The sequence below is a fragment of the Chondromyces crocatus genome (assembly GCF_001189295.1).
GTDB lineage: Bacteria > Myxococcota_A > Polyangia > Polyangiales > Polyangiaceae > Chondromyces > Chondromyces crocatus.
The window spans coordinates 4,851,821-4,872,385 of sequence record NZ_CP012159.1 but is presented as its reverse complement, the minus strand read 5'-3'; the positions used below and the strand labels follow the sequence as shown (position 1 = coordinate 4,872,385).

Annotated in this window: 15 protein-coding genes; 11 read left to right on the top strand and 4 right to left on the bottom strand. The window is 70.1% G+C overall.

Going from position 1 to position 20,565, the window contains the following annotated elements:
- Positions 1 to 47: 47 nt before the first annotated feature.
- From CMC5_RS18035 to CMC5_RS18010, 6 genes are all read left to right on the top strand, one after another.
- Positions 48 to 1,427: a hypothetical protein gene (locus CMC5_RS18035; protein ID WP_050431589.1), complete on the top strand. Its 1,380-nt coding sequence runs from the start codon at positions 48 to 50 to the stop codon at positions 1,425 to 1,427.
- A 242-nt stretch (positions 1,428 to 1,669) separates the two neighbouring features.
- A complete protein-coding gene (locus CMC5_RS18030) occupies positions 1,670 to 2,770 on the top strand; it encodes a hypothetical protein (protein WP_245678499.1) in 1,101 nt (366 codons plus the stop codon).
- Positions 2,771 to 2,857: 87 nt separating this feature from the next.
- The gene (locus CMC5_RS18025) at positions 2,858 to 3,991 is read left to right on the top strand and encodes a cyanophycinase (RefSeq protein ID WP_050431588.1); all 1,134 of its coding nucleotides are present in this window, start codon (positions 2,858 to 2,860) and stop codon (positions 3,989 to 3,991) included.
- 263 nt (positions 3,992 to 4,254) lie between these two features.
- Positions 4,255 to 5,961 (top strand): hypothetical protein, encoded by a 1,707-nt coding sequence (locus tag CMC5_RS18020; RefSeq protein ID WP_156338691.1) that lies wholly within the window; start codon positions 4,255 to 4,257, stop codon positions 5,959 to 5,961.
- Positions 5,958 to 6,977: a LamG-like jellyroll fold domain-containing protein gene (locus CMC5_RS18015; protein ID WP_156338690.1), complete on the top strand. Its 1,020-nt coding sequence runs from the start codon at positions 5,958 to 5,960 to the stop codon at positions 6,975 to 6,977. Before CMC5_RS18020 ends, CMC5_RS18015 begins: the two co-directional genes overlap by 4 nt.
- Before the next feature lie 462 nt (positions 6,978 to 7,439).
- Positions 7,440 to 10,127 carry a serine/threonine-protein kinase gene (locus CMC5_RS18010; RefSeq protein ID WP_050431585.1) on the top strand — a complete coding sequence of 896 codons (2,688 nt, stop codon included), beginning with the start codon at positions 7,440 to 7,442 and terminating at the stop codon, positions 10,125 to 10,127.
- 96 nt (positions 10,128 to 10,223) lie between these two features.
- Here the strand turns inward: CMC5_RS18010 and CMC5_RS18005 are convergent, their stop codons facing one another.
- The 3 genes from CMC5_RS18005 to CMC5_RS17995 form a co-directional block, all read right to left on the bottom strand.
- Complete coding sequence (locus tag CMC5_RS18005) at positions 10,224 to 10,685, bottom strand: hypothetical protein (RefSeq protein ID WP_050431584.1); 462 nt, start codon at positions 10,683 to 10,685, stop codon at positions 10,224 to 10,226.
- A 192-nt stretch (positions 10,686 to 10,877) separates the two neighbouring features.
- On the bottom strand, positions 10,878 to 13,133 hold the full coding sequence (locus CMC5_RS18000; RefSeq protein ID WP_245678498.1) for a bifunctional salicylyl-CoA 5-hydroxylase/oxidoreductase: 2,256 nt from the start codon (positions 13,131 to 13,133) through the stop codon (positions 10,878 to 10,880).
- Between the two features lie 119 nt (positions 13,134 to 13,252).
- Complete coding sequence (locus tag CMC5_RS17995) at positions 13,253 to 14,401, bottom strand: aminotransferase-like domain-containing protein (protein WP_156338689.1); 1,149 nt, start codon at positions 14,399 to 14,401, stop codon at positions 13,253 to 13,255.
- Positions 14,402 to 14,579: 178 nt separating this feature from the next.
- Between CMC5_RS17995 and CMC5_RS17990 the strand changes: the two genes are divergently transcribed.
- The 4 genes from CMC5_RS17990 to CMC5_RS17975 all read left to right on the top strand — a co-directional run bounded on the left by CMC5_RS17990 (position 14,580) and on the right by CMC5_RS17975 (position 18,233).
- Positions 14,580 to 15,008, top strand: a complete 429-nt coding sequence (locus tag CMC5_RS17990) for a hypothetical protein (RefSeq protein WP_050431582.1) — start codon at positions 14,580 to 14,582, stop codon at positions 15,006 to 15,008.
- A 142-nt stretch (positions 15,009 to 15,150) separates the two neighbouring features.
- Positions 15,151 to 15,840: a hypothetical protein gene (locus CMC5_RS17985; protein WP_050431581.1), complete on the top strand. Its 690-nt coding sequence runs from the start codon at positions 15,151 to 15,153 to the stop codon at positions 15,838 to 15,840.
- 7 nt (positions 15,841 to 15,847) lie between these two features.
- Complete coding sequence (locus CMC5_RS17980; RefSeq protein WP_050435966.1) at positions 15,848 to 16,933, top strand: phosphotransferase family protein; 1,086 nt, start codon at positions 15,848 to 15,850, stop codon at positions 16,931 to 16,933.
- A 226-nt stretch (positions 16,934 to 17,159) separates the two neighbouring features.
- Positions 17,160 to 18,233 carry an alpha/beta hydrolase gene (locus CMC5_RS17975; RefSeq protein ID WP_050431580.1) on the top strand — a complete coding sequence of 358 codons (1,074 nt, stop codon included), beginning with the start codon at positions 17,160 to 17,162 and terminating at the stop codon, positions 18,231 to 18,233.
- Positions 18,234 to 18,434: 201 nt separating this feature from the next.
- On the opposite strand, the gene CMC5_RS17970 is transcribed toward CMC5_RS17975, so the two are convergent.
- Complete coding sequence (locus CMC5_RS17970) at positions 18,435 to 18,716, bottom strand: hypothetical protein (RefSeq protein WP_050431579.1); 282 nt, start codon at positions 18,714 to 18,716, stop codon at positions 18,435 to 18,437.
- Between the two features lie 1,102 nt (positions 18,717 to 19,818).
- Between CMC5_RS17970 and CMC5_RS17965 the strand changes: the two genes are divergently transcribed.
- Positions 19,819 to 20,301 (top strand): hypothetical protein, encoded by a 483-nt coding sequence (locus tag CMC5_RS17965; RefSeq protein WP_050431578.1) that lies wholly within the window; start codon positions 19,819 to 19,821, stop codon positions 20,299 to 20,301.
- Positions 20,302 to 20,565 lie beyond the last annotated feature (264 nt).

Sequence of the window (20,565 nt, the reverse complement as noted above, 5' to 3'; positions counted from 1 at the left end):
GGCTTTCCACGCACGCTGGTCCGTTCGGTTCGAGAAGGAGTTCACGCATGTCACGTTCACGTCTTGGTTTTGCGCTGGTCGTCGGTCCCCTCGTGGCGCTCGCCGGGTGCGGCGACGAGGAGGTGCGGCGCGGCGACGAGGGATGCTCGGTGCTCGAGCAGACCGGCTGCGCGTCAGGGCTCGCCTGCGAGGAGGTCGAAGATGGGGAGCCCGCGTGCTTCACGCCCCTCGTGGTGCGGGGGCGGGTGCTCGACGCGGGGACCGCGGCGGGGGTTGCGGGAGCGCACGTGATCGCGCGGGATGCGAACAGCGCCGCGGTGTCACGGGTGGCGGTGAGCGGGCCCGATGGGGGCTATGCGTTGCAAGTGGCGGCGAAGCGGGACCGGGAGGGGCGGCCGGTGGTAGCCAGCGTGACGCTGCGCGCGGACGCGGCGGGCTACCAGAGCTTCCCCAGGGCCCCTCGGGTGGCGCTGCCTCTGGATCTGGCGACGGCGACAGGGAAACCGCTGGCCATCGAGAGCGTGGCGACGGAGATCCTGCTGCTGGAGCTGGAGGACGTGGCTGGCCTCGGCACGGTGTCGGGCACGGTCGCGGCGAGGGCGCCAGGTGGGACGCTGGTGACGGCGGGCGGCGCGACGGGGGTGGCGGACTTCGACGGGGCGTTCACGGTGTTCAACGTTCCAGCGGGGAGCCACGAGGTGCGCGGTTACGCGGAAGGCTTGCGGCTCGCGAGCGCGCGGGTCGCGGTCGATGCCGGGCGGGTGACCAGCGGTGTGGTGCTGAGCAGCCTGGGTGAGGCGCGGGCCGCGGTGAGCGGGAAGGTGTCGATCGTCGATGCGCCAGGCGGAAGCGAGACGAGTGTGATCCTGGTCCCGGTGGAGACCTTCGACGCGTCGGCGAAGCGGGGTGAGGCGCCGCGAGGGCTGCGGGTCGGTGGGGTGCGCGGTGGGTTCGTGATCGAGGGGGTGCCCGACGGGACCTACAAGGTGCTCGCGGCGTTCGAGAACGATGGTCTGGTGCGCGATCCGGACACGTCGATCGGGGGCACGGCGATCGTGGAGATCACCGTGGCGGACGCCGATGTCTCCCTCTCCGAGTCGTTCAAGGTGACGGAGGCGCTCGCGGTGATCCGGCCCGGCGCCGAGCGGATGGACGAGGTGCAAGGGACGCCCGAGTTCGTGTGGGCCGACGACTCCAGCGAGGGGCGTTACGAGATCCAGGTCTTCGATGCGTACGGGAACCTGGTCTGGGAGGATCCGAACCTCCCTTCGGTGAGCGGAAACGCCGAGGTGAAGGTGACCTACGGGGGGCCTCCCCTCGAACCGGGGATGATCTACCAGTTCCGGGCGACGTCGATGTCCAAGGGGCAGAACGCGACGCCGCTCTCGCAGACGGAGGATCTGCGCGGGGTGTTCCTCTACCGATGACACCACCACCGATGGGGGCGATGCCACCGACCGGACGCGGGGCGTGACGCTGCGCTCGTGGACGAGGCGCGGCGGGTGTGGTCACCTCCAGGGGAGGGCGGAAAGGGTGGTCGAGCCCCGGCTCCAGCGAGGGGTCGGCTCTTCCCTCCGTCCCGCACCGTGGACCGGCATGTGAGGTCCCTCTGTAAGGTGCGGAGACCTCCGTCGTTCTTCGGTCGTCAGACGGGGATGTGGAGGGTGTGATGAGCAGGATGCGGCGGATCGGTCTTCTGGTGATGGCGGCGATTTCTACGGCGGCGCTGGGGTGCGCGGGGTCGCGGGCGCCGTCGTCCACGCCGGCGGATGCTCCGGCCGCCGCGCAACCGGGGCCGGTGCTGGCGGAGCGGCCGGCGCCCGGGCCCGAGAGCGCGCCGGAGGCACCGGCGCCCCAGGCGCTGGGGGGGGTCGGGTCGTCGAGCGATGGGGGTCAAGGCCAGGCGAGCCCCGTGCAGGCCACGCCCCCGCCGCCGCCCGCGGCCGCCGGAGCGAGCGCCGAGGGGCGGGTCGCGTCGGCGACCGGAGGCAGCCGCGCGCCGAAGAAGCTGGATGCTTCGCCGAAGGGGGCGACGACGCCGCGATCGCCGACGCAGGATCCTGCGGACGCGAAGGTCGCGGAGCGCAGGAGAGAGGCGGAGGCGCAGAAGTCGCGGCCCGGGCTGGGGACGGAGTGGGGCGAGACGCGGACGTCTCAGATCACGACGGCGCCGTTCATCCGGGCGGATGCGTCGAACCCGTTCGCGATGGACAGCCTGCACTACAACGACGAGCAAGGTGCGCAGGCGATGGCGGGGCTCGCCGGGTTCAAGCGGACGACGTCGCGGCCGTTCACCATCGCCGGGGGCGCGGTGGAGATGGGGCTGCGCGCGGAGAACGGTCGGTTCCTGAACGGGTTCGTGACGGAGCAGGATCGCTTCGTCGTCGGGGAACACGGGATCCGGTACACGATCGTGCTGCGCAACCAGACGGACCTGCGCTTCGAGTGCGTGCTGTCGGTCGACGGGCTCGATGTGCTCGATGGTCAGGCGGCGTCGTTCACCAAGCGGGGATACATCCTGCCGCCGCAGGGTGAGCTGGAGATCGAGGGGTTCCGTCAGAGCATGGACGCGGTGGCGGCCTTCCGCTTCGGGTCGGTGCGGAACTCGTACGCGAGCCAGAAGCACGGGGACTCGCGGAACGTGGGCGTGATCGGCGTGGCGCTCTTCCACGAGCGGGGGACGACGCCGTGGACGCCAGAAGAGATCCGGCGACGGCAACAGGCGAACCCCTTCCCGGGGCAGTTCGCGACGCCGCCCGGTCGGCCTTGAACGCGGAGCCTGGTTCCCAGCGCTTTCAGGCCGACGCGCGGTGGTCCTCACCTTGACGCCCTCCGCGCTGCGTCGGAGTCTCGCGGGATGCGCTCCACCGTCTCGCCTCGTTCGCCGCGCTCGCTGCTTTCGCTGGGCGCCCTGCTCTCGCTGGCTTTCTCCGTCGTTGCGGTGGGGTGCTCTTCCGACGGGGGAGGAGGGACTGGCGGGAGTGGTGCGTCGGTCGGTGAGGGGGGGAGCGGCGCGACGGGCGGTGCTGGAGGCACTGGCGGCGCGGGTGGTGACGATGTGGAAGAGACGCCGCCGAAGCCGGCAGGGCTGGTCAACTACATCACGGGCAATCCTGAGGACGCGAAGGTCGAGCCGATAGGGCGTGCGCTGCTCCTGATGGGTGGAGGGGCGGAGGCGATCGACTCGCTCCAGTGGTGGATGCCCTTCGCCAATCGCGGTGACGTGGTGGTGCTGCGGACGACCGGCGCGGATGGTTACAACGACTTTCTGTACTCGGACATCGGGGGCTGTGACTCGGTGGAGACGATGCTGGTCGACAGCCGGCAGCTCGCGGACGATCCGTATGTGGTGCACCGGATCCGGCACGCGGAGGCGGTGTTCCTGGCCGGTGGGGATCAGTCGACGTACCTGAAGAACTGGATGGGCACGGGGGTGCAGGAGGCGCTGATGTACGCCTGGGAGCGGGGCGCGGCGCTCGGGGGGACGAGCGCGGGGTGCGCGGTGCTCGGGCAGTTCAGCTTCGCGGCGTACAACGACACGGTCTACTCGGACGAGGCGCTGCGGGATCCGTACAACGAGTTCATGACGCTGGAGCGGGACTTCGTGTCGCTCGCCCCGCTCGCGGGGGTGATCACGGACTCGCACTTGCAGGCGCGGGACCGGATGGGGCGGCTGGTGACGTTCCTGGGGCGGTTGATCCAGGATGGGTGGTCGAGCGCGCCGCTGGGGGTGGGGATCGATGAGTACACGGCGCTGGGGGTCGATCCTTCCGGGGTGGGAACGGTGTTCGGTGAGGGGGCGACGTACGTGGTGAAGACGAGCGCGCCGCCGACGTCGTGCGAGGCGGGGCAGCCGTTCGCCATGAGCGGGCTCACGGTGCACAAGCTGGTGGCCGGGGACACGGTGGAGCTGCCGGCCGGGACCACGTCGGTGGCAGGGCAACCGCTGGAGGCAGAGAACGAGGCGCTGATCCCGGCGGATCCTTACTGACCCGGCGGATCCTCACGGAAGCGAGACGGAAGCGAGCGCAGGCCGGCGGTCTCGGGGGGGCGGGCCGACGAGGATCTCGCGCGGGTCGCGCGTGATCGAGGGTCTCGGGGGGTGCGCGGCCCATGGTAGGCTGCGGGCGGTTCTTCATGGCTTTTCGTGATCGTTCGGCTCGTCGCGCGCTGCTGCCTTTCGGGGTGCTTGGGTTCGCGGTTGCGTGGGTCCTGGGGGCGTGTAGCCACGACTGGGAGGCGTACGATCCGCGCGTGACGAGCGGGACGGGCGCTGGCGCGGCCGGGGGAGCGGGTGGTGAGGGGCCGGTGGAAGCCTGCGCGCCCGGGGAGGAGCGGGCTTGCTACGGGGGGCCTCCGGGGACGCAGGAGGTGGGGATCTGCCAGGGTGGGACGCAGGTCTGTCAGGACGACGGGCGCTTCGGGCCGTGCGCGGGGGAGGTGCTGCCCGCGCAGGAGACGTGCGCGCCGGCCGACGAGGACTGCGATGGGCAGGTGAACGAGCAGGGGGCGTGCTACGGGGGGCCGGAAGGGACCGAGGGGGTCGGGGCGTGTCGCGCGGGGGTGCTGTACTGCGACGTGGCGCCGGATGGGGTCTGTCTGGGGGAGGTGCGACCCCACGTGGAGGAGTGCGCGACGGCGGTCGACGATGACTGCGACGGGGTGGCGAACGATCACTGCGCGCTGTGGAACCGGCGGTTCGGGGGGGGCGAGCACGAGCATTCGTGGGGCGTGGCAGTGGACTCGGATGGGTCGGTGGTGGTGGTGGGCGACATCATCAGCCCGACGGACTTCGGGGGCGGGCCGCTGACGAGCTCGGGGCTGCGGGACGTGTTCGTGGCGAAGTTCGATGCGTCGGGGAACTACCAGTGGGCGCGGCGGTTCGGGAACGATCAGGATCAGTCGGCGAGCGCGGTGGCGCTGTCGCCCTCGGGCGAGGTGTACGTCACCGGGTGGTTCGAGGGGACGATGAACCTGGGAAGCTCGACGCTGATCAGCAACGGGGGGACGGACGCGTTCATCTTGAAGCTCGACCCGTCAGGGAACGTGGAATGGGGGACGCGGCACGGAAACGCGGCGGACCAGGCCGGGATCGCAATCGCCGCGACCGATGACGGGGCGGCGATGGTGGGGCGGTTCGCCGGAACGGTGACGCTCGCAGGCCAGGTGCGCACGAGCAACGGGCAAGAGGATGCGTTCTTGCTGCGGGTGGACGAGCACGGGGCGCCGCAGTGGGGGCACGCGGTCGGCGGGAGCGCGCGCGACGAGGCGACGGGAGTGGCGTTCGCGGCGAATGGAGACGTGGTGCTGGCCGGGAGCTTCGGGGACACCATCGACTTCGCCGGGACGGTGCTGGAGACCGAGGGGGAGAGCGATGTGTTCGTGACGCGGTACGACGCGATGGGCAACCACGTCTGGAGCACGCCGATCGGGGGGAACGGACAGCAAGAGGCGCTGGGGCTCGCGCTGGACGCAGCAGGGGCCGTGCTGGTCACGGGGCGGTTCACGTCGGAGATCGCGCTCGCCGGGCAGACGAGGATGGGCGCAGGGGCGTGGGATGCGTTCGTGGCGAAGCTCGGCAGCGGGGGGCAGCCGCTGTGGGGGCAAGCGTTCGTGGGGCCGGACGATCAGGTCGGGAACGCGGTGACGACCGACCAGGCGCGGAACGTGGTGCTCGCGGTGGGGCAGCGGGGGACGGTGGATTACGGGAGCGGTCCGGTGCTCAGCGCGGGGATGGAGGACATGGTGCTGGTGCAGCTCACGCCGGATGGCGAGCACCGGTACACCCGTCGCTTCGGCGATGAGCTGGATCAGGATCCGCGCAGCGTGGCGATCGATGGGAGCGGGAACGTGCTGATGACGGGGGACTGCATGGGGGTCGTGGATTTCGGGCGGGGGCCGCTCCAGAGCAACGCGACTGGACAGCAGGAAGACATTTGCCTCGTGAAGATTGCCCAGTGAAAACCACCTTGCTCTCTTCGAACCGATGGGCGCGCCGGGGCTCTTCTCCTCGGGTCGGGGTGTCGACGCTGGGCTGGATGACGCTGGCGCTGACGCTCGCTGGAGCGGTCGGGGCGTGCGGGGGCAATGGCGCAGCTGGATCGGGTGGAGGTGGAGGCAGTCCCGGTGGGACGGGAGGCGCTCCAGGGACGGGCGGCATGGGGGGCGGGGGCGCTGGGGGCGCAGGAGGGACGGGCGCTGGGCCAGGGAGTGGTGGAGAAGGCGGAGGGTCCCTCGGGCAAGGGGGGCTCGTGGACCGGGGACTGCTGGTCCGCTACTTCATCGACGAGGCGACGAGCGGCATCGTGGGGGAGCTGAACGATTCGGCGCCGACGCCGCTTCCGCTCAGGATCACGCCCTCCCCCGGGCTGCAGTTCGTGACGGAGAGCGGAGCGAACCGGGGCCTGCAGTGGGACAGCATCGAGCTGGACGGCCGCGCGTCCGCCGCGGTGAGCGGGACGAAGCTCACGCGGCTCGAGGGGAGCACGACGGGGACCATCGAGGTGGTGCTCGACATTCACGCGGTGGCGCCGCTGAACTCGCGGATCAGCCACATCGGGTTCGATCAGGAGTCAGGTCGGTTCTCGCTCGGCGCCAACACGACGTCGCGTCTCCAGTTCCGCTGGCAGAGCAACGTCCTCGGAGGCGAGTGGGAGGTGCCCTTGTCGTCGCTCGGTCGGGCGGTGGTGCACCTCGTGCTCGACACGGAGCCGCCCGATCCGGAGGCGAGGGTGAAGCTCTACGTCAATGGCGCCCCGCAAGCGCGGGTCGGTGGGGTGCTGCCGTCGCAGGCCCAGGCGATCCAGCTCGGGACGGACCCGCACTACGTGCTGGGGAACCGGGAGGTCGGCGTGCGGTCGTTCGAGGGTCGTCTGCATTACGCGGCGATGTACACGGAGGCGCTGAGTTCGGAGGACGTGCTCCACAACACGGCGCTGCTCCTCGTGAGCGACGACACGCCCAGCGCGGCTCCCTGAGCGTCGCCTTCGGGCGCGTCGGCCGAGCGCCGGTGCCGGACGCTTCGGGTGCATGACTCGCCTGGGCACCCGGGGTGCGAGACTCGTCTGGACGTGTCGGCCGAGCGCGTGGGGCAGGCACACGGGATGCGTCGCCTGGACGACGCGGGATGCGAGACTCGTCTGGACGCGTCGGCCGAGCGCGTGGGCGGGCACGCTGAATGCGTCGGCCGAGCGCGTGGGGAGGGCACACGGGATGCGTGACTTGCCCGGATGCAGGAAAAGATGGCGCGCGCGGCGCAAAGGAGCAGTTGGCGCGCAGCAGCATCCGCCGATCCAGTGACACGCGACAGGCCGGGCGCGTCCAGGGTGGTGCGAAGCGGCATGACGGCGGGTGGGGTGGCGCTCCGCGTCGTCGTCGTGTCGTCAGACGATGCGGCGGCGTTGCCATGGCGTGGTCGACCTGTGCAATGATGGATCTCGATGCGACTCAAACCGGGCGACACTTTCGACCGGTATTCCATCGAGGAGAGCCTCGGTGAGGGAGGTATGGGTGAGGTGTACCGCGCGCTCGACACGCGGCTTCACCGTCGCGTGGCGCTCAAGGTGCTGCGCCGTGCACCCGACGCGGATCCGACGACCTGGGACGAGGCCGCGGCCCGCATGATGCGCGAGGCGCAGGCCGCGGCGGCGCTCAATCACCCGAACGCGGTCTCGCTGTACGACGTGGGGGAGCACGAGGGGACGCCGTTCCTGGCGATGGAGCTGGTAGATGGGCCGCCGTTGCGGCGCTACGTGGGGACGCAGGTGCCGCAGAGCACGCGGATCCGGTGGCTGCTCGACGTGGCGTGCGCACTGGCCGCAGCGCACCGGGTGGGGGTGGTGCACCGCGATGTGAAGCCGGAGAACGTGATGCTCCGGAGCGATGGGGTGATCAAGGTGCTCGACTTCGGGATCGCGCGCAGGGTGCGCACGAGCCTGGAGGCGCCGATGGGGGATGGGTCGGACGCGACGGCGGCGACGATCACCAGCCCCGGGAAGCTGATCGGGACGCCGGCGTACATGGCGCCAGAGCAGATACGCGCAGAGGAGGCCGATGGCCGCGCGGATCAGTTCTCGTGGGGGGTGATGGCGTACGAGCTGCTCTCGGGGCGGCTGCCGTTCGGGCACGGGCGGGATGTGCTGGCAGTGATCGCGGCGGTGCTCGGAGATCAGCCGGCGCCACTCGAAGGGGTGCCGGAGTCGATCGCAGCCGTGGTCGCGCGGGCGATGTCGAAGCGGCGAGAGGACCGCTTCGCGTCGATGGATGACGTGGTGGAGCTGCTGGAGCCGTTCATCACGGGCGAGATGAACGCGCCGTCCAGCCGGCGGCTGAGCGCGGTGATGATCCGGCCGGAACCACCGCTCCTGGAGCTGAACCTGCGGCGCGATCTGGCGACGATCAACGCGCCTACGACGACGCCGACGCAGTCACGGCGGCGGCCTCGGTGGCAGCTCGCGGGGTTCGCCGGGGTCGCGCTGGGGGTGGCGACGGCGCTGGGGCTGGGGTGGGCGGTGTCGACGAACCTGGAGCCTCCAGAGATGGCGCCCTCGACGTCGTCGTCGTCGAGCGACGTGGTCACGCCGATCACGTCCCTGCCCGCTCCGCAGACGACGAGCCCGCAAGCGCTGACGGCATACCGGGAGGGGCTGCAGGCGTTCCGTGACGCACAGTGGTACGTGGCGCAGCAGGCGTTCCTCCGCGCGGTGGAGCTGGATCCGTTCTTCGCGGCGGCGCACCTGCGGCTGGCCCAGACGCACCAGAACCTGAGGACGCAGGATCCAGGGCGCGCTCATTTCCAGCGGGCGATCTCGCTGCGGGCTGCGCTCGGGCCGCGGGATCAGGCGCTCATGGAAGTGTACGAGCCGCTCCTCTTGCGGGATCCGGCCGATGTGGACGAGGGGGTGCGGCGGCTGCAACAGGCGTCACGGCGGTATCCGGACGACATGGAGTTCCTGAGCCTCCAGGCGCTGCACGTGCGGCGCAATGATCCCGCGGCGAGTCTCGCGCTGGCGAGCCGCTGCGTGGAGCGGGATCCCGCGTACGCCGACTGCTGGCAGGCGAAGGGGAAGGCGCTGGAGGCGCTGGGGCGGGCCGGCGAGGCATACGACGCGATCGAGGAGTGCGTGAGGGTGTCGCCGGCAGCGACCGACTGTCTGCGCGATCGGGCCCGCATGCACGCGCGCGCGGGGCGCTGCAGCGACTACGAGCAGGATCTGCGGACGAGCCTCGCGCAGCACGCAGGCATCGAGTCGCGTTACCTCTCGCTGGCCGAGGCGACCTACGCGATCGGGAGGCCGCCGGCCGCGGTGCATGCAGTGCTGGAGCAGCTCCGTGCGCACGCGACCGGCCAGGCCACCGAGGTTCAGCACACGCTCTACGAGGCGAACCTGATGGTGCTCGGTGGCGATCTGCGGGGGGCGCGGAGCCTGGTCCGGGAGCTGCACCAGAAGCACCACCAGGGGGCGCAGGAGGCGACGCTCCTGAGCGGGACGCGGTTGCTGGAGATCGCGCTGTCCTTGCAGCTCGGAGACGCGCACCAGGCGGCGCGGGATGCCGCGGAGCACCGGGGCGTGCTCGAGGCCCGGCTGGGTTCGTCCTCTCAGGTCACGCGGGATCCGACGATGACGTTGCTGCACGCGGAGCTGGAGGGGGAGCTCTTGACGCGCAGCCAGTACGTGGCGCGGCGCGAGGCGTGGCTGCGCGCCTGGGAGCTGAAGCTGCCACCGCAGCAGCGGGGGCAAGCGTGGCTCAGGGGGTATGCATTCCCGGCGAGCACGCAGGCCGAGGCCGAGGAGGCGCTGGCCGCGCTGCCGCGGTTCCAGCCGCTGCCGCTCTACCGGGAGCCGGACCAAGAAGAGGCGCTCGGCCGGGTGAACCAGCTCGCGGGGCGCTCGGCCGAGGCGCGAGCGTCGCTGGTCGAGTTCACGCGCGCCTGCGTGGCGCTCAGGTTCCCGGTGACGCACACGGTGGCGCACCATCACCTGGGGCTTTCGCTCGAGGCCCAGGGGGACACGACGGGCGCCTGCGCGGCGTACCGGGTGGTGCTGAGCCGCTGGCCGGTGGCGTCAGGGGCAGTCACCAGCAAGGCGACGGCGGCGCGGGTGAAGGCGCTCGGGTGCCCGAACTGAGAACGGCAGGAGAGCGGGACGGGGGTCACGCGCGTCACGCTGGTGAGGTCCATCGTCGGCCGCGGTGAGCGAGGGGGACGTGCTGGCCCGTGAACGTCAGCGAGGGCCGAAGGGAAACGAGAAGCTGGGGACGCCGAAGCGAGGGGGCTCGGAGGCAGGGCTGCGCGGCGCGACGGGAGACGGGACGGAGCCCTGGAGGTTGCTCGGGGGGGCCACGCTCTTCCAGCTGTCGTTGCCTTCCTGGATGGGTGAATCCTGGATGGGCGAGGGGGTGCTGCGCGATGGAGCGAAGGGGCTCGAGCCGACGCCCTTGCTGACCCCCGCGCTCGTTCGGGTCTCGGAGGAGGCTGCCCGCGCCGTCGTGACCACGAGCTCGGCCCACCAGCGCTCGTTCGCGACCCGCGACCGCTCGGCGGCAGGGTCGACCGGGGCGGGGGTCTTGTCAGGAGCGGAGATCGCCGGGGTCACCTTGGTGTCGGGCGGGCTCGCGGCCTGCTGCGCCAACGCCATCGGCGACGACAGGACGATGGCCAGGATCGCGGAGCTCGCTCCCTTCATGCTCGTTGCCTCCTGGAAGAGACATTGAACCAGGGGCCGGGCGTCGCAAGTCCCCTCCCCTGCAATCCCTGCGATTCCTGGAACATGCGAAGTTGCCACCCTGAGTGATGCTCGCCCATGACGGGACGCGGTGGGTCACCTCTCCCGCGGGGTGGGTCGAGCGGGGTGGGTCGAGCGAGGCGGCGCCGTGCCTCAGCGCGGGGAGAAGTCCCTCGCGACGGCGTACTGGCTGGGCCACGGGAGGTCGAAGCCCTGGTCGCGGGCGGCGTGGCGGGTCCAGTAGGGGTCGTAGAGGTGGGCGCGGCCGAGGCAACAGAGGTCCGCGCGCTCGGCGGCGAGGACGCTGTTCACGTCGGCCCAGGAGCTGATCGCGCCCACGGCCATGGTCGGCAGGCCGACCTCGTGCCGGACGCGATCGCTGAAGGGGACCTGGAACAGGCGCCCGAACTCGGGGCGGGCTTCGGCGACGGTCTGGCCGGTGGAGACGTCGATGATGTCGCAGCCATGCTGTTTGAGCAGGCGCGCGACGGCCACGGCGTCCTCGGGAGGGAGGCCGCCTGGGGCCCAGTCGGCCGCGGAGATGCGGGCCGACATGGGGCGGCTTGCAGGCCAGATGGCGCGCACGGCGTCGAAGACCTCCAGAGGGAAGCGCATGCGCTGCTCGATGGTGCCGCCATAGTCGTCGGTGCGGTGGTTGGTGAGGGGGGAGATGAAGCTGGCGAGGAGGTAGCCATGCGCGAGGTGGACCTCCAGGAGGTCGAATCCGGCCTGCACGGAGAGGGAAGCAGCGCGTTCGAAGTCGGCGATCACGCGGTCCATCGCCCCCCGATCCATCTCGCGCGGTACCTGGCTGTGCGGGAAGTACGGGAGCGGTGAGGCCGAGAGCAGGGACCATCCGCCGTCCGCGAGGGGCTGGTCCATGCCTTCCCACATGAGGCGCGTGGCGCCCTTGCGGCCGGCGTGGCCGAGCTGGATGCCGATCTTCGCCGGGGTGTGGTGGTGGACGAAGTCGACGACGCGGGCGAAGGCGCGGGCGTGCTCCTCGGTGTACATGCCGGCACACCCGGGGGTGATGCGGGCCTCGGCGCTGACGTCGGTCATCTCGGTCATGACGAGGCCGGCACCGCCCATGGCGCGGCTGCCGAGGTGGACGAGGTGCCAGTCGTCGATGGTGCCTTCGGTGGCGGAGTACATGCACATCGGGGAGACGACCACGCGGTTCGGGAAGACGACGTCGCGCAGGCGGAAGGGGGTGAACATGGGCGGGGGGGCGTCGCCGCGGAGGCCGCGGGCAAGGGGCTGGCCGCTCTGCTTCTCGGCCATGCCGGCGAAGCGGGCGTCGACCTGAGCGACGAAGGCAGGGTCGCGCAGCTGGAGGTTCTCGTGGGTGACGCGGAGGCTGCGGGAGAGGAGGCCGAAGGCGAAGGGGAGCGGCTCCATGCCCAGGTAGCGCTCGGCGCTCTCGAACCAGGAGAGGCTCACCTGGGCGGCGCGCTGGGTGCTCTGGACGACCTTGCGCCGCTCGGTCTCGTACGCTTCGAGGGCCTCGGGGACGGTCTTCTTCTCGCCGAGGGCGTCGACCAGGGCGATGGCGTCTTCCATGGCGAGCTTGGTGCCGGAGCCGATGGAGAAGTGGGCGGTGTGGGCGGCGTCGCCGAGGAGCACCATGCGTTCGTGGTGCCAGCGGGCATTCTTCACGGTGGGAAACTGGCGCCAGACGGAGCGGTTCTTGAGGAGGCGGTGGCCCTTGAGCTCTTCGGCAAAGAGGCGCTCGCAGTAGACGAGGGTCGCGTCTTCGTCGGCAGGGTCGAGGCCGGCACGGGCGAAGGTGTCGGCCGAGCACTCGACGATGAAGGTGGAGCGCTCCTCTTCGTAGCGGTAGGCGTGCACCATGAAGAGGCCGTCGCGGGTCTCTTTGAACCAGAAGGTGAAGGCGTCGAAGGGGAAGGTGGTGCCGAGCCAGACGAAGCGGTTGGGGCGCTCGTCGATCTCGGGCTGGAACCACGCGGCGAAGCGGGTCCTGAGGGCGCTGTTCACGCCGTCGGCGATGACGAGGAGGTCGACGCCGGGCAAGGTGGCGTCGGGCCGGATCTCTTGCTCGAAGTTCAGCTCGACGCCGAGGTTCCGGGCGCGCTCCTGGAGGATGTCGAGCAGCGCTTGCCGCGAGAGGCCGGAGAAGCCGTGGCCCGTCGAGCGGAGGAGCTGGCCGCGGTACTGGATGTCGATGTCGTTCCAGTGAGAGAAGCGGCGGGTGATCGCCTGGTAGGTCGGGAGGTCGGCCTGGGCGAGGTTCTCGAGGGTGGCGTCGGAGAAGACGACGCCGAAGCCGAAGGTGTCGTCGGCGCGGTTGCGCTCCAGGACCGTGACGGAGCTGTCGGGTCGGGCCTTCTTCATGAGCAGCGCGAAGTACAAGCCGGCCGGACCGCCCCCGATGCAGACGATGCGCATGAGCGGCGTATTGCGCATCGGACGGGGAGGAGCAAGCGCGCGCTCGTGCTGTCCCGTCCGCGCCCGTGAGGGACGCATCGCGGAAGCTCCGCCCGCGGCATCGCGAGGACGGGGCGTGCCTACGCAACGACGGGAGTTCGGGCCGCGGCGTCGTCGTTCTGGACACGCGGCGTTCTGCCGCGCCACATGTCCCAGGCCCTGGCCAGGCGGGCCACGCCTTCGTCCTGACGCGCGGAGCTCTCCGTCGCGAACGAGAGGCGCAGCGCGATCCGGGAGGAGCGGAGATCGACGCGGAAGGAGCGGCCCGGGTCGAAGCTGACACCGTGCTGGAGCGCGAACTCCAGGAGATCCCGATCGTCGCCGTCGCAGTCCGTCTCGGCCCAGAGGGTGAAGCCGCCTTCGGGAGCCGTGAAGCGGAACGAGGGCAAGCGCCGCGACAGGGTGGCTGCGAGATGGAGCGCACGTCGGTGGTAAAAGCGGCGTGCACGCGCGACGAGCGCGTCGTAGTCGTGGCGGCCGAGGAAATCCTCCAGGAGGGCGAGGGCCAAGCTGTTGGCTTGAAGGTCGAGCGCTTGCTTGGCCTCCAGGGCGCGGCGGTACATCACCGGGGGCGCGACGAGCCAGCCCACGCGGAGGCCAGGGCAGAGGGTCTTGGAGAGGGTGCCGATGTGCCAGACGAGGTGACGGGCGTCGGCCAGGAGGGGCCTGTGGGGCGGGCCGTCGAAGCGCAGTTCCGCGTAGGCGTCGTCCTCGAGGAGAGGGAGCTGCGCGGCGTGCGCGTGGTCGAGCCAGCGTCGGCGATCGGTGGTGGTCATGGCGCGGCCGTGAGGGTTCGAGACGGCGGGCATCACGTAGAGAGCGCGCACGTCGTCATGGCCCACCACGGGAAGGACGCCTCGGGTGCCGAAGAGATCGAGGGCGCCAGGGTAGCTCTCGGGCTCGCAGCCGACGCGATCGCCGCGCTGGAAGAGCACCTGAGAGGCCACGGCGAGGGCTTGTTGCGCGCCGCTGGTGATGATCACGTCGCTGGCGCTCACGTCAGCGCCCCGCCGTCGGAGGCGCTCGGCGATCCAGCCGCGCAGGCCTTCACTGCCTTCCGGCCAGCCGTACTGCAGCGCGGCCCCGCTGGGGTCCATCATGACGCGCTGGAACGACGCCATGAGCGCGCGCCGCGGGAACAGCTCGGGGGCAGGCAGGCCTCCGCCCAGGGTGATGATGCCGGGGGCAGCGGCACCCGTGCGCATGAGCTGATCGATCCGGACGTCCACGGCCACGAGCCTGGCAAGAGACGCGCCCGCTGGCTGAAAGGGCGGCGCGGCGCGAGGGCCCGCGGCGCGAGGGCTTGCAGCGCGACAGGCGGCAGCGTGACGGACGGCAACCCGAGGCGTCGACGGCCGCTATGTCCGGAGCGCTCGACGGGCCAGAACCGCCTTGGTATCAGAAACCATGAGCGTTCCTGGCCTTGTGCTCCCGGTCCTGGTCTCGGCCTTATTCGTTCTCGGCTGCAACACACCGAACGATGCCCCCTCCTCCGGTGCGCCTTCGGGGAGCGCCGCCAGCTCCCCTTCGGGGAGTGCTGCCAGTCCAGTCGCGAAGGGCAGCACCACGGCCGAAGAGACAGCCGTACGCGAAGCCTTTCTTCGTTACCGTGAAGCGCTCATCGCCAGGAAGGGTGATGAGGCCGTCGCGCTCGTCACCACGAAGACGATCGCTCATTACGACGCGATGCGCCTCGCCGCGCTGCGCATGCCGGCCGCCGAGGTACGCGCCCGTCCATTGATGGATCTGATGTTCATCCTGTCCCTCCGCGCGCGTTCCCCCAAAGAGGAACTCCTGCGTTCGACGGGCGCACCCGCGCGATTCTGTTCCTCCTGACGCAGCTGGTCGAGCGCGAGGTCGACGAGTCCATCTTCGAGCCTCTGGTGCCGCGCTAGTCCTGCGTACCCCGAATCAGGGGCGCAGGTGTCGGGTTGCCCAGGTTTCTCGACCTCCCAAGAGGGCGCTGGTATCTGGACGCATGCGTCGTAGCCCGCTGCTCCTGGCCCTCCTCGTGGCCTCTTCGCTCGTCACCGCCTGCGGCAAGTCAGGCGACACCACCACCACGACGTCGACCACCGAGGCCATCGGGGACGCGGACCAGGCCGCCGTGCGCGACATCTTCCTGCGCTACCGCGACGCCATCGTGACGCGGAAGGGGAAGGAGGCCGTGGGCGTCGTCAGCACGAAGACGCTGGGGTACTTCGACGCGATGCGCACGGGGGCCCTGCACATGTCGGCGTCCGAGCTGCGCGCTCAGCCCGTGATGGACCGGTTGATGATCCTGCTCCTGCGGGCGCGCATCCCCAAGGAGGAGCTGCAGGGCTGGACGGGCAAGGAGCTCTTCGCCGTCGCCGTCGACAACGGCTGGGTGGGCGACAACGTGCAGTCCATCCAGCCATCGACCATCGAGATCCAGGGCAATGAGGCGCGCATCGGTGCTCGGGCAGGCGGCGAGGAGCTGCCGTCGGCGATGGGGTTCAAGGCGTACCGGGAGGAAGGGGGCTGGAAGCTCGACGTCATGAGCATCGGCGAGATCGCGCAGCAAGCGCTGCAGGAGCAGCTCGGGCAGATCGACCCCGACGCCGATCGGGCGCTGCTCATGCTGCTGAGCCAGCTTCTCCAGCGCAAGCTGGACGCCTCGATCTTCGAGCCGATCGCGCCGCGCTGAGGTGTCCATGTCTCTCGTCCCGCCGAGCAGCACCCGTCCCCCCCGCGATGCCCACCGCCTCGACGAGGCCGCCCTGACGCGATGGCTCGCCACCCACGTGGAAGGGTGCGAGGACGCCACCGTCACCGTGCGCCAGTTCAAGGGTGGCCAGTCCAACCCGACGTACTGGCTCGGCGTCGCGTCCCGCGAGGGGAGCGCCCCGCATGCGCTGGAGCTGGTCCTCCGCAAGAAGCCACCGGGGGACCTGCTCCCTTCGGCCCACGCGGTGGAGCGCGAGTACCGCATCCTGCGGGCCCTCGCGGACACCGACGTGCCCGTCCCCCCTGCCCTCGCGCTCTGTGAGGATGGGGCCGTCGTCGGCACCCCGTTCTTCGTCATGCGCTATGTGCCCGGCCGGATCTTCTGGGATCCGGGCCTGCCCGAGGCCTCCGGTCCCGAGGAGCGGCGCGCCATCTACGGGGACTTCATCCGCGCGCTCGCGGCCCTCCACCAGGTGGATCCCGCCGCGGTGGGCCTCGGCGACTACGGCAAGGTCGGCGGCTTCATCGCCCGGCAAGTCCAGCGCTGGTCGAAGCAGTACGAGGCGTCACGGACCGGCGAGGTGCGCTCGATGGACGCGCTGATGGCCTGGCTCGGCGCGAACGTGCCGGCCCGCGACGAGACCACGATCATCCATGGGGACTGCCGGATCGACAACGTCATCTTCGCGCCCGACGCGCCGCAGGCGCTGGCCCTCATCGACTGGGAGCTGTCCACGCTCGGTCACCCGATCAGCGATCTCGCCTACGTCTGTATGGGTTACCACCTGAACCTGCCCGGGCGTGGCAGCCTGGTGGGCGTCGACCTCGCCGCCGCCGGGATCCCTTCCGAGGACGAGTTCGTGCAGACGTACTGTCGCCTCACCGGCCGTGACGGCATCGACGACTGGCCTTACTTCATGGCGTTCGGCATCTTCCGCCTCGCGGCCATCGCCCAGGGGGTCTACAAGCGGAGCCTCCAGGGCAACGCCAGCTCCGAGGACGCAGGGATGTACGGCGCCGCCGTCGGGATCCTGTCCGAGCTCGGCTGCCGCATCGCCGGCGTCCGAGCCTGAAGCGTGGGTCCAGGCGCCAGCGCACCTCCCTCCCTGGCGCCGCGACCTGGATCCCCTCGCGCCGTTTTCCGATCCGCCCTCGCGCCCCGAACGCTGTAGAGTCACCCCCTTTGGTCGGCTCCGCGTCTCCTCGCGCGCAGACCCGCTCGTGTGGGAGGTAGCTCCCCCAAGCGCGCGGATCGGTACGAGCGAGCCGCGGATCGGCACGCATCCAAGCGAGACGCACATGGCACCTGGACTCTTGAAGGATCTTCGCCTCGAGCTGATGCGGCGTACCGCGCACGCCATTCTCCACGCTCCGCCTCGCGTGCTCCGCGCCTTCGCAGGACCAGAGCGCCGCTCTCCGGAAGGGTATCTCCTCGATCTGCAGACGCAGGCGCTCCTGCGCCTCAACGAACGGCTCGGCGTCACGCTGGAGGACAGCAACCTGCCCCGCGCTCGCGCCCGCATGGATCACTCGACCAAGATCCTGGCGCCTCGGATCGTTCCGGCGCCGCTGCAGTACGAGCGCCGGATCCCCGTGGCCGGAGGAACGATCGCCGCGCGCATCTATATCCCGGAGCCGCTGGGCAAGGGCCTCTCGCCGATGATCGCGTTCTTCCACGGGGGCGGCTTCGTGCTCGGCTCGCTCGATTCCCACGACGGCGAGTGCCAGGCCCTCGCGGCCAAGGTCCAGGCCATCGTCGTCTCCATCGAGTACCGTCTCGCACCGGAGCACCACTTCCCCAGCGCCGTGGATGACGCGCTCGCTGCATTCCGGTGGGTGGCCGAGAACGCGACGGCGCTCGGTGGGGACCCCGCGCGCATCGCGGTGGCGGGTGACAGCGCCGGGGGCAACCTGGCCGCCGTCATCTCCCGCGAGACGCGCGGTGACGCGCACAAGCCGGTGTTCCAGCTCCTCGTGTACCCGGCCACCGACATGACCCGGTCGCATCCCTCCCATCGGTATTTCCGCGAGGGTCTGCTGCTCACCGAGGAGAGCATCAACTTCTTCCTTGCGCACTACCTCCGCAGTGACGAAGACCAGCGGGAACCGCGCGCCTCCCCCTTGCTCGCGAGCGACCATGAGGGGCTGCCTCCGGCGATGATCCTGACCGCCGGCTTCGACTCGCTGCGGGACGAGGGGGATGCGTACGCGGCGGCGCTGAAGGCGGCTGGTGTGGCCGTAGAGCACCGCTGCTACGAGACCCTGGTGCACGGGTTCTTCAGCATGTCGGGGGTCGTCGACGTCGCACGGGACGCCTTCGAGTTCGCGGTGGGCGGGTTGCGGCGCGGGCTCGCCGTGCAGAGCGGGAAGTAAAGGACCAGGGTTCCCCGCAAAGGATGCAGCGCATCGTGGAGCCGACGGTGCTCCACGATGCCTTCGCGGAACCCACGCTTCACGAGCACCTGCCTTCCCGCGACCGATACGGGAACACCAGGACGCTGGCGACCGTGGACGAGCAATGCCTCGCCGGGAATTGCTCCCGACGAGGCGACTGGCATGCAGGTCAGCGATACATCACATGTCGCAGTTCAGGTCGATGCAGGTGTTGAGAATGGTGCACCAGGACGACGGGGGCTGGATGCACAGCTGACTCGCTCTCTGGCACGTGCCCACGGGAGGGCACACAGCGCGCTCGGCCTCACCGCCACGCGCCTCCGTGGCGACGGCGTCCTCGGCCACCGCCGTCTCTTCCGCATCGACGTCCTGCAGGTCCGTTTCTTCCCCCGCCTCGACAGCGCACCCCACGGCGAACGACGCGGTGAGCATGAGGGCAAGCATCGAGATCATCTTCTTCATGACTGGCTACCTTTCTTCAGGTCTCGTCGGCAAACGAGCATTCACGCAGGATGGAGGACACACTTGGACTCCCTCGCACGCGCGAGGTCGGCCCAGCGCAAGGTCGGATCGTTCGTGTGCACGTCGCGTCGACGAACGAGGCGCTCTGCGAGCACCTCTCGCGCCATCGCGATCTGCACTGCCGGAGAAGTGTCTCTCCGTCCAATGCCTCGTTACACACGGCGTGCCAGTGCAGCGTCTTCCACTTGCGCCGAATCGAGCAGCTTTGCGAGCTGCACTCGAGGGGCGCCTCACCCTTCTTGCCCGGCTTGCGCCAAGCTCGCGCAAGTCGCGCCGGTATGTACCGAAGAGAAGACCAACCACGATCGGCAGGCCGTCACACCAGACGGGGCGGTGATGGATTCGACGCTTGGCCCGGTGGACACCCATGGGTTCGAGTCATGCCGGGTTGCCCTTCGTCAGCCGGTCGCGATGGCGGAGGCGTCAACACACGTCGCACGCGACGCAGCGCTGGAGGAAGGCGCGCCACAACGACACAGGATCACCAGCACCAAAGCTCCTCCGTCCTGCAGAACTCCGGAGATGGAAGAGGAGAGCTGTCGACAGGCCCGGATTCGACTTCACCCTCCGCGGCGCAGAGGGGCCCCACGGGATCGCGCGTCTTCAGCTCAGTCCCGACGCAAGCAATCCTCCGACCGATTCATCGTCGCTCCATGGAATGAGGTTTCGTCGTGAGTCTCACGGCGCTCCGACCTGCCCCCGTCGAGGGGGCGTCGAGAACACCACCGCGCGATCGGTGTGACGATCTCGCCCTGGATGGAGGAGGGGAGCCGACAGAGTACGACAGGGTCCGGTACCGTCACCGCAAGCGTCGCAAGCACGACGCGGGAGGAGGCTCATGGGACGAGAGCCGCCTTACCGTGCTTACCGTGCAGCACGTTCTCGAGAGGAAATGATGAGAACCCAGGCACATGGCCAGCGGGCCAGGTCCCAGGTGCTCCGTGCGGGCGACGGGAACGGAGATTGTTTCCCATCGCGCTGCGGGCAGGCCATGCTGCGCGAGGCCGCGGCGGTCGCGCCGGTCAGGGCCAAAGGAAGAGGAATGGATCCGCGCGCAAAGACCGACAGCGAGCCCGCCACGGAGGCCAGAGAAGAGACGGTCGACATCGTGAGGGCACCGAGCGTCGCCGAGGCCATCGAGACCACGGCCGTGGCCGAGATCGTCGAGGACCCTTTCGCAGCAGCGGGTCCCGTGAATACCGTGATTCATCAGACCGTGATCAATACGGTGATCGTCATGGCGCCCCAGGCGGCAACGGCGACATCGAGCGTGCCGGAGTCACCACGCTCCGCGCCCAGATCCGCACCGGAAGTCGAGAAACCTGCGGCCAGAGCGCAGGCAGCGTCCGCCCAGGAAGCCCGTAAAGCAGCAGCAGCCGCGCTGCGCCAGCAGATCGAAGAGCTCGGCGCGACGGCAGAAGCTGCAGGAGAGCAGCTCTCACGGGTCGGCGACGCCGCAGCCGCGCTGCACCAGCAGCTCGCAGAGCTGAAGGCGGCCGTGGAGCGCTTGAAGCAAGGACGCTGACTGCGAGAGGAGCCTACGGGCTCGTCGCTGCGCGAACGCCTGGCTCCGAGGCTACGTATCATCGCGTGTGGATCGCATGATTCCGTCGTGCTGACCAACGGCCTGGACGTGCCAGCACGAAATGACGATTGCCGCGAATGGCTGCGACGTGACGGGCTATGGCATTCGCGCTCCCCTCGCAAGCATGAGGATTCGTGGCCTGGGGTCGTGCCGTGGGATATACCCCCTGCGACCGATTGGCCGTTTGGGGAAGGCGGATGCATG

Bases quoted from the DNA above. Each gene is read 5' to 3' on its own strand.
- CMC5_RS18035 (WP_050431589.1), top strand. From the start codon at position 48: ATGTCACGTTCACGTCTTGGTTTTGCGCTGGTCGTCGGTCCCCTCGTG.
- CMC5_RS18030 (WP_245678499.1), top strand. From the start codon at position 1,670: ATGAGCAGGATGCGGCGGATCGGTCTTCTGGTGATGGCGGCGATTTCT.
- CMC5_RS18025 (WP_050431588.1), top strand. From the start codon at position 2,858: ATGCGCTCCACCGTCTCGCCTCGTTCGCCGCGCTCGCTGCTTTCGCTG.
- CMC5_RS18010 (WP_050431585.1), top strand. From the start codon at position 7,440: ATGCGACTCAAACCGGGCGACACTTTCGACCGGTATTCCATCGAGGAG.
- CMC5_RS18005 (WP_050431584.1), bottom strand. From the start codon at position 10,685: ATGAAGGGAGCGAGCTCCGCGATCCTGGCCATCGTCCTGTCGTCGCCG.
- CMC5_RS18000 (WP_245678498.1), bottom strand. From the start codon at position 13,133: ATGCGCATCGTCTGCATCGGGGGCGGTCCGGCCGGCTTGTACTTCGCG.
- CMC5_RS17990 (WP_050431582.1), top strand. From the start codon at position 14,580: ATGAGCGTTCCTGGCCTTGTGCTCCCGGTCCTGGTCTCGGCCTTATTC.
- CMC5_RS17985 (WP_050431581.1), top strand. From the start codon at position 15,151: ATGCGTCGTAGCCCGCTGCTCCTGGCCCTCCTCGTGGCCTCTTCGCTC.
- CMC5_RS17980 (WP_050435966.1), top strand. From the start codon at position 15,848: ATGTCTCTCGTCCCGCCGAGCAGCACCCGTCCCCCCCGCGATGCCCAC.
- CMC5_RS17975 (WP_050431580.1), top strand. From the start codon at position 17,160: ATGGCACCTGGACTCTTGAAGGATCTTCGCCTCGAGCTGATGCGGCGT.
- CMC5_RS17970 (WP_050431579.1), bottom strand. From the start codon at position 18,716: ATGAAGAAGATGATCTCGATGCTTGCCCTCATGCTCACCGCGTCGTTC.
- CMC5_RS17965 (WP_050431578.1), top strand. From the start codon at position 19,819: ATGGATCCGCGCGCAAAGACCGACAGCGAGCCCGCCACGGAGGCCAGA.